At 42.2% G+C, this 11,798-nt stretch carries 8 protein-coding genes; 3 read left to right on the top strand and 5 right to left on the bottom strand.

Features of this window, described 5'->3' with window-relative positions; translation table 11 throughout:
* Window positions 1-3: 3 nt before the first annotated feature.
* The 4 genes from AAA938_RS00040 to AAA938_RS00025 all read right to left on the bottom strand — a co-directional run bounded on the left by AAA938_RS00040 (window position 4) and on the right by AAA938_RS00025 (window position 6,459).
* The gene (locus AAA938_RS00040) at window positions 4-1,080 is read right to left on the bottom strand and encodes an efflux RND transporter periplasmic adaptor subunit (RefSeq protein WP_338226599.1); all 1,077 of its coding nucleotides are present in this window, start codon (window positions 1,078-1,080) and stop codon (window positions 4-6) included.
* On the bottom strand, window positions 1,077-1,874 hold the full coding sequence (locus AAA938_RS00035; protein WP_338226598.1) for an alpha/beta fold hydrolase: 798 nt from the start codon (window positions 1,872-1,874) through the stop codon (window positions 1,077-1,079). The genes AAA938_RS00040 and AAA938_RS00035 overlap by 4 nt, the downstream gene beginning before the upstream one ends.
* A gap of 173 nt (window positions 1,875-2,047) precedes the next feature.
* On the bottom strand, window positions 2,048-3,124 hold the full coding sequence (locus AAA938_RS00030; RefSeq protein ID WP_338226597.1) for a DUF481 domain-containing protein: 1,077 nt from the start codon (window positions 3,122-3,124) through the stop codon (window positions 2,048-2,050).
* An 86-nt stretch (window positions 3,125-3,210) separates the two neighbouring features.
* Entirely contained in the window at window positions 3,211-6,459 is a 3,249-nt protein-coding gene (locus AAA938_RS00025) for a TonB-dependent receptor (RefSeq protein WP_338226596.1), read from the bottom strand.
* A gap of 332 nt (window positions 6,460-6,791) precedes the next feature.
* On the opposite strand from AAA938_RS00025, the gene AAA938_RS00020 reads away from it, so the two are divergent.
* Window positions 6,792-7,481, top strand: a complete 690-nt coding sequence (locus AAA938_RS00020) for a lysoplasmalogenase (RefSeq protein ID WP_338226595.1) — start codon at window positions 6,792-6,794, stop codon at window positions 7,479-7,481.
* Window positions 7,482-7,513: 32 nt separating this feature from the next.
* On the opposite strand, the gene aspS is transcribed toward AAA938_RS00020, so the two are convergent.
* Window positions 7,514-9,268, bottom strand: a complete 1,755-nt coding sequence (gene aspS / locus AAA938_RS00015; RefSeq protein WP_338226594.1) for an aspartate--tRNA ligase — start codon at window positions 9,266-9,268, stop codon at window positions 7,514-7,516.
* Between the two features lie 280 nt (window positions 9,269-9,548).
* On the opposite strand from aspS, the gene AAA938_RS00010 reads away from it, so the two are divergent.
* Window positions 9,549-10,835, top strand: coding sequence for a peptidoglycan DD-metalloendopeptidase family protein (locus AAA938_RS00010; protein WP_338226593.1), 1,287 nt, complete (start codon window positions 9,549-9,551; stop codon window positions 10,833-10,835).
* 58 nt (window positions 10,836-10,893) lie between these two features.
* A complete protein-coding gene (gene rluF, locus AAA938_RS00005) occupies window positions 10,894-11,619 on the top strand; it encodes a 23S rRNA pseudouridine(2604) synthase RluF (protein WP_338226592.1) in 726 nt (241 codons plus the stop codon).
* The last annotated feature ends 179 nt before the right edge of the window (window positions 11,620-11,798 follow it).

Raw genomic sequence — 11,798 nt, 5'->3', positions numbered from 1 at the left:
AAATTAATTGATAATTGTAGGTTCTACTGACATACCTTGCCTTGCTTGCATCACACCCGTGGTGAGTACCAGCTCGCCTTCCTTCAGTCCGGACAATACCTGGACCTCTGAATCGGTTCTGGTTCCGATTTCAATTCTTCTTTCTTCTACTTTGCCATCCGCAGTGGCAACAAATACTTTATACCCGTCGAGCTCAGGAATTACGGATTCCGCGGGTACTAGAAGTGCATTTTCGACCACTTCGAGTACGAATCTGATTTTAACAAACATCCCCGGAAGAAATCTCCGGTCCTTATTGGGGCTCTGCGCTCTGAGTTTGAGTGTGCGAGTAGCTAGGTCTACCTGAGGTTCGAAAGCGTAAACCTCCCCTCTTACTTCCTCTTGGGAAGCTTCGTTGGAGAAAAAGACCGGAGAGCCTACCGTCACTTGGTTGGCATATCGCTCAGGGATAGAAAACTCGATTTTGATCGGATCAATATTTACAATATTGACAATAGCGTCATTCGGCCCAATTACGGAACCTTCTGAAACCAATCTCAATCCAAGAATTCCATTGAAAGGCGCCCTGATCACTGTTTTTGCAAGTTGAGCTTCTACCAGCTTAATATCAGATAGGGCTGTGTTGTATTGATTTAGGACGATATCGTATTCTTCCTGACTGATGGCTTCTCTTGCCAAGAGTTGCTTTTGTCTATTTTCCTGAGTTTCGAATAGACGCTGCGTATATTGAAGTCGCTGGTATTGCGCCTGCAGTTCGTCATCATTGAGGTAAACCAGAGGGGTTCCTTTAGTCACATATTGCCCCTCTTTGAAAGCAATCTGAGTTACCAAGCCAGAGATTTCCGGACGCAGGTTGACCGTTTCGTTGGGCAGAATTGTCCCTGTTACCTGAAGTTGGTTTCTTAATGTATCGTTTTTCAATCTGATCACACTGACAGGCAAAGCGGGCTGATTGCCACCGCCTCCTTGACCGGCAGATTCGGGCTGATTTCTTTGATTGCTTAGCCTAGGGTAGAAGAATGCTACAGCGATAATCAGCAGAATTCCAATAACTAAAATGGTTTTGGTCTGTGGTTTCATTGAGAAAGAGAAAGAGGTTGGTTTTTGATAAAGGCGATTGAAAGCAGATTGAATTGTTCGGGTTGCTCTACATTGACTACATGACCACAGCGATCAAGAATCTTGAGAATAGAGTTTTTGTGATGTTTGACAATGTTTTTTACCGGTTCCAGAAACATGACATCCTGATCTCCCATGACATACAGCGTGGGGATATTGATGTCCTTTTCTTTAAAGTATTTGAGCAATGGATTGATGTCCTTTGTCAATTTAAACCAGCGGATAAATTCTTTTTGACACAACTTCTGAGCCTCCCTTATGAAGAGGTTTCTGGACTCGGCATGTTGCTTCCTCGGCATGATAATGAAGGCAAAAAGCCGGTATAGCCACATGTAAGGGATAATTTTCTTAAATGTATTCCCCAGGAAAACCAAGACTCTGGACTGAGTGGTCAGGCGGGTAACTGCTCCGGCCATAACCAGAGACTTGACCCGCTGGGGCTCCATTTCAGCCAACTGGCGAGCCAAAATAGTCCCCAAAGAAACTCCCATAAAATGCGCTGGAGGCAGCTGCAGGTGGTCCAATACTTCGATGATGTCCTGAGTGACTGCTTCGAATGTATACTCTTCCTTCCAGATAGCTTGAGGAAGGTCAATTGACTTTCCATGTCCGCGCAGATCGATTAGCAGAAGGTTAAATTCCTTCTGAAAATCCCTCAACTGCTTGTGCCAAACGGCACTACTTCCCCCGGCGCCATGAATAAAGACTATCCATTCGCTGCTACTTGGATGTAAAAACTGTTTGTGATATAACATGCAGTGACAACCCAATCCCGGGAATAAAAGTTGGTAAATGCAAAAATACATGCCTTTCTACTACCATCAGGGGAAAACTTACTGAAGGTAAATGCATGCCACCAAAGGAAAATAACGGGGATACTAATGTCTCAAAATGTTGCAATAGGCTTAAAGGCAGCACTTTTTTTAGCTTAAAGCTTCCAGCCGATGGTGGTTTGGAAAATGTAATCCAGGGTAGATGCGCCTTCCACGGGTTGATTATCGTAGTTTAAGGTAGTTCCCACTTTGAAATACAGGTCAAACTTGAACTCGTAGCGGATATCAAACTTTAAATCGGAACGAATACGGTCCTTGGTACTGATGCTGGGATAAACCATTATTGAAGTTAACAGGTCGAGATCACCGATATCGTAGATATTATACCCCGCACCGATAAACCCTTCTGCAGTACGGGAGGAGTTGGGCTCAGTAGCAAACTTTTCACTGTTTAAGTTGACCCCTCCTTGGAATCCCAGATAAACCTTATTGGTATGGATCAGATATTTACCCAAACCTACCATGTTGGAATTTCGAAAATCGAGCAATTGCTCTGTGTTGGATAGGATATTGAGGTTGTAAAGCAAGTACCAGTCTTTTTGCAAGAAATAATTATAAGCCAGCGTGAGTTCATTACGGACAATCGGCTCGGTACCGTTTTGGGAAGATCGAAGGTTATTGAGAGTAAAGTTGACTTTCCAGCGATCAGCTAGATATCCAGTACCCATATTGAAAGTAAACTGCCTTAAATCATTGGCCTTGGTGAGTGTAGTCCCCACATCAAAGAAAAGAGACAACCTGCTCCAGAAACCTTCATCCAAGGCATTGAGGTACACAATTGAATTGATGGAGACTGGAACTGGCTGAAGAGAAAGAGTGTCTTGATTATTCTTTTTCTTTTTAAGATCAAGAATCTTCTCAGGGATGGATGGCGTAATCATGACCAGACTATCATTTAGGCTGTTTACCATCCCATTGTATCTCATCCCATCCGATAGGGTGATCAAAAATTTGGTTTGTGAGAAGACCTGACTGACTTTTTTCCAATCAATTTTAAAATCAGAATTGGAATAGTCTGTCTCGAAAACCATCACGCCTTTATCCATGGATTTGATCTCTCCAATGATTTTATCCTTGTTTTTCAATATCAAAGTATCAGTCTGGGCGAATAGAAGGTGGGAGAAACCTGAGGAAATCAGGATCAATAAGGCGAGTGCTTTCAGCTTCATCATTTAAAAATTTAATTGTACAGATTTGAAAAAATACAAAAAACGCCTCTGAAATCAGAGGCGTTTTTAAAAATTTGATTTGCTTAGAATTAGAAGGTATATCTCAAGCCGAACTGCAATCTCCATACATCAGCCGGACTAGCCGTATTCTGATAGGAAGATGAAATCAACTGATTTCCAAAGTTTCTCAGTCTAAATACAGGAGCACCATTCGAGTCAACACCTCTTGGCACAAGTGGAGAAGTGGTGGTGAATGCCTGTCCTACACCCCAGTCTGAGTTAAGCAAGTTTCCTACGTTAAGGATATCCACTCGGAACTCAAGGAATTGACCTTCTTTCTTGGTGATCAACTGCTGAGAAGCACTGAAGTCCGCTCTGAATACCATTGGCATGATTACAGCACCTCTTTCAGCGATGCTTCCTCTGTTTGCGCTTAGGTATTTATCCTGCTGAATAAATGCCTCCCAAGCGGCAGCTTGCTGCTGAGGGGTAAAAGTAACTCCAGAAGAAGAGAACTGCTCAAAGTTCATTTCACCTGTATTTCTGTGAATATAGATCAAGTCGTTGCTGAATCCACCGTCACCGTTGAAGTCACCGCCATACACATAAGATCCGTTACCGATGGTACGTCCTTCCCAGAAGAGAGATACGTTGGTTTTACCAATAGTCAAAAGATCAGCTTCGTAGCTCAATGCAGTGAATATTCTATGACCAGCAAAGTTGGAAGAAAATCCAAGTGTTGGATTATTCGGGTCTCCATTATGCGGGTTGTTATTCCAAGAACCGAAGGCAATGGATCCCGGATCTACGGTATTTTTGGATTCACCATAAGAATAGGCAGCTTTTCCTGAGAAGCCAGCAACAGTTGGGAAATCAACGGAAACTGAAGCTACCCAAGAGTTACCCACAGCTTGGTTGGAGAGAGTTACTGCGTTATCAATGTTTCCATTGATTCGAGTAGCAGAGTTTCCACCCACCCATCTAGGTCTAGCATGAGGTCCGGTAAATGCTCCATTGGCAGGTGCCAAGTTCGCATTGTAATAGGCCACTCCATTTACATCTTGGTTGTAGATGAATTCCCCAGTAAATACGAAGCCTTTTACTTGCTTATCAACAGCAATGTTGGTTCTCCAAACCTGTGGAAACTTGAAGTTTTCTTCAGTAAGTGCAAGTTCATATCGCTCTGCCGGATCACCAGTCACTGTAGATGGCTTATAAGCGTCTGGATCTGGATTGAATGGACGAGCATCTGTATTATCCAATCTTTCAAAACCAGTCAAGATACCATTGTTACCCACTTGATTTGAAATCCATACGTAAGCTGGACGACCTGTAAAGATACCTGTACCCCCTCTTACTTGAAGAGTTTTATTACCTGATGGGTCCCAGTTGAAACCAACTCTTGGGGACCATAGAATATTTGCCCCTGGAAGACGATCAGTTCTGAAATTAACTGTTTCACCAGCAGGATTGATGAAGTCAAGAGTTTCTACTTCAGGATTTCTCAAGGCAGTCTCTCCGAAGAAAGGAATATCAATTCTAAGACCACCAGTCAAATTGAATTTGGAATTCACCTGATATTCGTCCTGAACATAGATGCCAGCATAATTTACCTTTAATGGCTGGATAGGCTTAACCTGACCAGGTACATTAGAATATCTTACTTGGAATCTGCGAACATTGATAGTATCCTGTCTTCCAGTAAGGAATGCATCTGCACTGGAGTAGAAATCTTCAAGTGAATTGAAGACATAAGCAGATTGAGATCCAGGGAAGAATACGTTTTCAGACTGGTAGTTTTCGTAGCTGAAACCACCTGTGAAGGTATGCTTTCCATAGAAATACTGAAGATTGTTTTGGATCTGGAAAGTCTTATATCTCAACTCGTTGTTTGGAGTAAAAGGCTCAAATCCAAATGTGGTGTAAGTTGCTCCATCTTCCAGGATATCCACTAGTGGGAAGAATTGACCTCTTGAACCACGGCTTTCGTCCTGATAAGTATAGCCCACGATCAAGTTGTTGGTCATGTTATTCCCGATTCGGGTGTTCAATTCACCAATGATTGAGCGGATATTTTCAAAAATGATGTAGTTGGAATTCTGGAAATTCAAACCATTTAGGTTTGTTCTTCTTGATCCAAATCCCAAGGAGGAAGAGTTGGAAAGCAACACGTCAGTCGAGGAGTCCAAGTGATTGTATCGCACGCTCAACTTGTTTCGGTCGTTGATGTTGTAGTCCAATTTCACCAAGAATTTGGTCGCTTCAGTAGAGTGGTCGTATCCTTGATAAGGACCAGTCTCATAGCCAAAGTTGTCTCTCAAGAAATTACTTAGCTGATTCAAATCAGAAGCAAGTACACGCGTCACATTTCCGCCGATTGGCTCACCACCATTGTTTGCTCGGAAGGTAGTACCTGGCTCAGTTGTCTTTTCATCTTCAAAAGAAGCAAAGAAGAACAATTTGTCTTTAATGATCGGACCACCTACGCGGAAACCGATTTGTCTGTACTTAAATTCTCCCGGATCAAAAGTATTGTCTTTAGCCTGAGTACCTACGTTGTTGTTATTTCTCCAGAAATAATAAGCGGAACCTTCAAATTCGTTGGTACCTGAACGGGTTACTGTATTGATACCAGCTCCGGTAAAGTTACCTTGTCGAACGTCATAAGGTGCTACGTTCACAGAAATCTGATCAATAGCGTCCAAAGAGATTGGAGAAACGCCTGTTCTACCTCCTGGGTTACTTCCACTACCCAAACCAAAAGAGTTATTGAAATAAGAACCATCGACCGTAATGTTATTCAATCGAGAGTCCTGACCAGCGAATGACTGCCCATTAGATTGTGGGGTCAATCGAGTGAAGTCATTGATATTTCTAGAAATGGTTGGAAGCTTGGAGATTGTATTATTGTTGATGGAAGTAGAAGCTCCAGTTCGCTCGGAAGAGAAAACACTGCCTTCAGCAGTAACCACTACTTCTGTCAATTCAGTACCCTCTTCTGCAAGCACCACATTTACGTTAGAAAATGTTCCAAGGGACAATACAATGTTTTCTACCTCTTGCGTGGAATACCCAATGAAAGAAACAGAAACTCTGTAAGGACCACCTACACGCATACCTGGGATAGAATATTTTCCTTCAAGATTGGAAACAGCCCCGTAGCGGGTACCGGATGGAAGGTGAGTAGCTACCACATTTGCTCCTGGTAGAGGTTCACCATTTGCTTCTGTCACCACACCGGTAATACCGGAAGTAGTCACACCCTGTGACAATGCGTATCCAGTGCTCAGCACCAGCATAACCATCGCCAGCAAGTTCTTCAGTAAATTTTGCCTCATAATTTTTTGTTTTGGTAAGAGTTGGTTTTGATTTAAAATCGTCGCAAAGGTAAGGTTGACTTCCTGATTCAAAGGGTAGTTAACATTAAATTTTGCTCTGCAAATTTCACACTTTTTAACATAAGCTTAACCCTGAATTCCAAACATTTTTGAATTTCTCGGAAAAAAGTCTTGAAATTTCAACCCGGTTTTTAACAAAAACAGTGAAAAATCGGATTTTAGGTTTTTAGCTTATAGGGTTAATTTCTTGTATCACCTGCCAATTAATCTTTGAAATATTCAATTAACCACACATTCTTTTAATTTTGACTCAATAACAAAATATTATTGCTTTGAGAGATAAAAACATCATTTGGCTCTATTTGTTTTTGGGCGCAACCTTGGTTGACTTGGCTTTTTTGATTGAAGGAAATCAAACTTCAAGATTTTTCTCCAAGCCACTCATTCTCTTGGGATTGATCGGATATTTTTTCTTCATCTCTAGACCCATTGCCAGCACATTATTAACTAAGTCCGTCCTCGGGGCATTGATCTTTTCCTGGCTAGGTGATATTCTTTTACTTTGGCCCAACCTATTTGTCTATGGGCTAGGATCATTTTTCCTGGCGCATGTTTGCTATATCATTGGATTTAAGCTGGCGCAAAAACAATCCACCCGCATTGATCAGGTCAATTTTGTACTAAGCTTCTTCTTCAACCTCCCGGTTTACATGGCGGCAGCATTTATTTTTTACCTAATCAATCCTAACCTCGGAATTCTCAAAATCCCCGTAATCGGGTACATTTTGGTTATTGTATCCATGGTGGCCACAGCAAGAGACCGATATAAAAAGTGTATTGCCGCCAGCTTTTGGCAGGTTTATGTAGGTTCTATCTTGTTTTTGATTTCAGACGGAATTCTGGCTTTAGACAAATTTTACCTCTCTTTCCCTGAAGCCGGAATCCTGATTATGGGAACCTACGCCACTGCCCAGCTGCTGATTGTGATGGGGATTAGATCCTATCTCATAGGAGCCAAATAAAAAAGGATGGCCTTGTGAGACCATCCTGAAGCTTATTTTTTCAAAGCCACCTTGATTGACAACTCCTGAAGCTGATCTTCCGAAATCGTGCTCGGTGTGTCTATCATCACATCTCGGCCTGAGTTGTTTTTTGGGAAGGCGATATAGTCTCTAATCGAGTCCGAACCACCGAAAATGGCACAAAGACGGTCAAATCCAAAGGCAATTCCTCCATGTGGGGGAGCTCCATATTCGAAGGCTTCCATCAAAAAGCCAAATTGCTTTTGAGCCTCCTCAGGAGTAAATCCGAGATGGGTAAACATCAATTGCTGGGTAGCCCGATCATGAATACGAATCGAACCTCCGCCGATTTCTACTCCATTGATCACCAAATCATAGGCATTTGCACGGACAGAACCCGGATCGCTTTCCAAAAGCGGAATGTCCTCCCGCTTGGGTGATGTAAAGGGATGGTGCATGGCGTGATAGCGCTGGGTCTCTTCATCCCATTCTAAAAGAGGGAAGTCAATTACCCAAAGAGGCTTGAAGACATTTCGATCGCGCAATCCCAAGTCTTCGCCCATTTTCAATCTCAATTCAGACAGTTGCTTTCTGGTCGATTTAGCATCTCCACTTAATACCAACATCAAGTCGCCGGGCTTTGCTCCAAAGGCTTCTGCCCATGCAGACAAATCCTCCTGGGAATAAAACTTATCCACGCTGGATTTAAGCGATCCATCCTCATTATATCTGACATAGACCAGCCCCTTCGCTCCGATTTGCGGCCTTTTGACCCAATCAGTCAATTCATCTACTTGCTTGCGGGTATATCCCGCAGCCCCCTGAGCATTGATCCCCACGACCAATTCTGCCTGATCAAAAATTGAAAAGCCTTTCCCCTTCGCTAAATGATCGAGTTCGACAAATTTCATCCCAAAGCGAAGATCAGGCTTATCATTTCCATAGCCTTTCATAGCATCTTCAAAAGTCATCCGATCCACTTCCCCAAGCTCTATTCCTTTGACCTCACGGAAAAGACTCTTTACCAGACCTTCAAAAGTCATGAGAATGTCCTCCTGATTCACAAAAGACATTTCGCAGTCGATTTGGGTAAACTCCGGCTGACGATCTGCTCTCAAATCTTCATCCCGGAAGCATTTTACAATCTGGAAGTATCGGTCAAATCCACTGACCATCAGCAGTTGCTTGAAAGTCTGTGGGGATTGAGGCAAAGCATAAAACTCACCCGGATTGACCCGGCTTGGAACTACAAAATCCCTCGCACCTTCGGGAGTGGATTTGATCAAAACCGGAGTTTCCACCTCAATGAAGCCTTGACCGTCCATGTATTTTCTGGTCTCTTGCATCATTCGATGCCGCAATTGCAGTTTTTCCCGAACGACTCCCCTTCTCAAATCCAAATAGCGATATTTCATTCTCAGGTCATCTCCACCATCAGTTTCATCTTCGATGATAAATGGAGGGACTTTGGCAGGATTCAAAACGGTAAGCTCTTCTGCCTTGATTTCAATAGCTCCTGTCGGGATTTTGTCGTTTTTAGAAGTTCTCTCGATTACCTTTCCTGAAGCCTGAATCACAAACTCTCTACCCAATTGGGCTGCTTTTTCCAACAATTCCTTTTCGGTAGATCCTTCTTCAAAAATCAATTGGGTGACACCATAGCGATCTCTTAGATCTACCCAAATCAATCCTCCTTTATTTCTTACTCGCTGAACCCAGCCCGCAAGAGTTACTTTTTGGTTGACATGGTCTAGGCGAAGTTCGCCACAAGTATGTGTTCTGAGCATTTTTGTATCCTAAATTTTGGGAAGTCAAAGATAAATAATTGACCAAGAGATATTCCTACTTGCCAAAAAGTTTCCGGAGAAAGCAATAGAATTATTCTAAAATTTGGGGGTTTGAATAAAAATGTAAAAAGTTTTCCGGACGGATTGGTCGCGGTACAATTGTTGCAGAAAAACCAATCAACCTAATTTCCTTGGAAAAAAGTCCTTTTTTTCCTTTTTTGGTTAATTATAATCACCACAATCTTCACCCTGATCAATGAAAAACTTACGGACAGGTATCATGGCTCTATTAATTGTAGTCGGAGCCATTGCGACTTTCCAAATTTTATCCCCCGATGTAGTCAATTCTGACCAGGAAAATGATCTGACTCAGGACTCATTAGCTTCTGAAGTTGACCCTCAAATCTATCTATATGGAATCAATGTTACAGGCTTGAACATTGTTGAGGGCACGGTGAATAAAAATCAAACTTTGGCCTCTATCCTTTCGCCTTTCAATGTTCCCTATCAGATCATTGACGAAATCGCCAAAAAGTCCAGAGAAGTATTTGATGTAAGGTGGATTGCTGCAAACAAGAAGTTTACAATTCTTACCCCCTCTGATTCCTCTCAAGCCCAGTTTTTCATTTATGAGCCCAATCCAGCCGAATATGTTGTGTTCAATTTGGACTCTTTGGAAATATATAAAGCCGAAAAGCCTGCCGAATTCAGAACAAAGCAAGTGGGCGGTATCATAGAGCAAGATCAATCTCTTTATATGGTAATGGATGAACAGGAAGTATCCATTCAAATCATCAATAAATTTGCAGACCTCTTTGGTTGGTCTGTAGATTTCCAATCTCTTCAAAAGGGTGATACCTATAAAGTAGTATATCAGGAAAAAGTGGTGGATGGGCAAGTTGTTGGGGTTTCCGGAATTCAGCTCGCCTACTTTGAACATAAGGGGAAACCTTACCATGCGATTCCATTTGAGCAAAACGGGGAATTGAATTTTTTTGATCAGGATGGGAATTCCTTGAAAAAAGCATTTCTGAGAGATCCTCTTGAATATACACGCATCAGTTCTAGATACAATTTGAAGCGTTTTCATCCTGTACAGAAACGATACAAACCTCATTTGGGGACGGATTATGCAGCCAGAACGGGAACTGAAATCCGAACTGTGGGTGACGGAACAGTTGTGGAAGCCAGATACACTTCTGCCAATGGGAATTATGTGAAAATCAAACATAATGGCACCTACACCACTCAATATCTCCACATGTCAAAAATCGGCAAAGGAATCAAACCCGGAGTAAGAGTGCAGCAAGGTCAGGTGATTGGATATGTGGGTAGTACAGGACTTGCGACAGGACCTCACCTTTGTTTTAGATTTTGGAAAAACGGAAAGCAAGAAGACTGGTTGAAGGAGGAAATCCCTCCATCAGAGCCCATTTCCGAAGCTAATCGAGTGGCTTTCGAATCCAAAAAAATGGAGTCCCTAAGCTTATTAGCTGAAATAAAAACATCTGGCTCAGAAAACCTGGCCGTAAAAAACTCGATTTCAGCACCCATAAAATCTGAATAGGTCTGTCAGATTTATTTTGTAATTCCAGCCTGTCCTTAAACAGTATTCACTCCCATTTATGGACCAAAATTCCATCAGAATCAACAAATACCTGAGTGAGGTGGGCTTTTGTTCCAGAAGGGCTGCTGACCAATTGTTGGAAGAGGGGAGAATTACCGTCAATGGGAAAATACCTGACCTGGGAACAAAGGTTTTTCCTCAAGACATAGTAAGAGTAGATGGTAAAATCGTCGGCAAACCCAAAACCAATCACGTCTATATCGCATTCAACAAACCTGTTGGCATTGTATCCACTACAGATACAAAAGGTGAAAAAGATAATATCATAGACTATATAGGCCACAAGGAGCGCATTTTCCCCATCGGCAGGCTGGATAAAGATAGCGAAGGCTTGATCCTGCTTACCAGCGAAGGGGATATTGTCAATAAAATACTGAGGGCAAAAAACAACCATGAAAAGGAATACATTGTGACAGTGGATAGGCCAATTGACCGAACATTTGTCAAAAAAATGTCTTCAGGGATTCCTATACTGGATACAGTCACTGATCCCTGCAAGGTTGAACTGATCAGTAAATTCAAATTCAGAATTACACTCACTCAGGGATTAAACAGGCAGATCCGACGAATGTGCCAATATTTGGGGTATTCAGTCCGGCAACTGAAAAGAATTCGGATTATGAATATTCATCTTGATATTCCAGTTGGAAAATGGAGAGATTTGACCGATAAGGAGCTGAATGAGTTGAATTCGCTCTTGGCAGATAGTTCCAAAACCATTTAGCGATTTAGGTAATGTGGTCAAAAATAGTTGGTGCCTTTGATTAGAAAATTTCTTAAAATCCCGTGCAGGTTTGAAGAGGACATAAGCTCTGCTGAGGAGCAACTTACCAGCAATAGAATCTGCCAAGTGGAATGAAGGGGCTTCGTTTTTCGGAGCCCTTTTTTCATGCTTCATTCTTC

Origin of the sequence: Algoriphagus taiwanensis (assembly GCF_036245645.1) — a bacterium.
Lineage (GTDB): Bacteria > Bacteroidota > Bacteroidia > Cytophagales > Cyclobacteriaceae > Algoriphagus > Algoriphagus taiwanensis.
This window is presented reverse-complemented; position numbering and strand designations above follow the sequence as displayed.